This is a genomic window from Syntrophomonas sp. UBA1041 (genome assembly GCF_002316705.1).
GTDB lineage: Bacteria > Bacillota > Syntrophomonadia > Syntrophomonadales > Syntrophomonadaceae > DTU019.
Genome location: NZ_DCEA01000099.1, coordinates 1 through 763, shown reverse-complemented (window position 1 = coordinate 763; position 763 = coordinate 1). Strand labels below are relative to the sequence as shown.

Here is a 763-nt window from a genome sequence, read left to right as displayed (position 1 = left end):
TAAAATCCCGATGGTAAGATAAATATTAACTAATACAAATATAGGTGATGGAGCTCACCAGGCGTAATGCCAAAAATGCGACAGCTAATGGCTCCTGTCTTCGGGCAGGCGCCTTTTATTTTCTTAAAAAGTCCTGGCGCTGCGCCAATTACTGGTAAAAGGGCCAAAAAAGGAGTAGTACTATGGATGCGGGGATAAAAGTACCAACAAAAACGAAGTATAACCGCGAACTGCACAATATTTTTAATGAGATTCAAACCGGCGCTGAAGAGTTGGGCTTGAACTCATTAATGAGCCCAATAAGAAGCATCAGAAAATTTGCCCAGGAGAATACCTATTTAGATGTGGCTGTTTTGGGTCAGTTTAAAGTAGGGAAGAGCTCTTTTCTTAACGGCCTTCTGCAGCAAAACATACTCCCTACGGGTGATCTCCCGGTTACCTCAGTCATTACGCGGATACATTATGGCAGCAGTCCCAAAGCTACTGTGACATTTAGCGGTGGAAGCCATCGAACCATTGAACTGTCAGAAGTGGCATTATATGTATCGGGATCGGAAAACCCCAAAAATCAGAAGAATGTTATTTTAGTGGATGTTGAGACGCCTGCTATGGTAAACATGAAAAAAATCCGGTTGGTCGATACACCAGGAACGGGGAGTATTTGGAGACACAATACAGAGACTACCGCCGCATGGTTCCCCGAAACAGGGGCTAACGCTAGTGAACTGCCAATTCCCCATATGAACATTCTTAATGGCGGTAA

Annotated in this window: 1 protein-coding gene and 1 riboswitch; the gene reads left to right on the top strand. The window is 43.9% G+C overall.

The annotated features are described in order from the left end of the window. The first annotated feature begins 34 nt into the window (after positions 1 to 34). Positions 35 to 104, top strand: a riboswitch (Fluoride riboswitch). A gap of 78 nt (positions 105 to 182) precedes the next feature. Next, positions 183 to 763: dynamin family protein (locus B2633_RS14355; RefSeq protein ID WP_483171420.1), on the top strand; the 581-nt coding region annotated here is incomplete at its 3' end.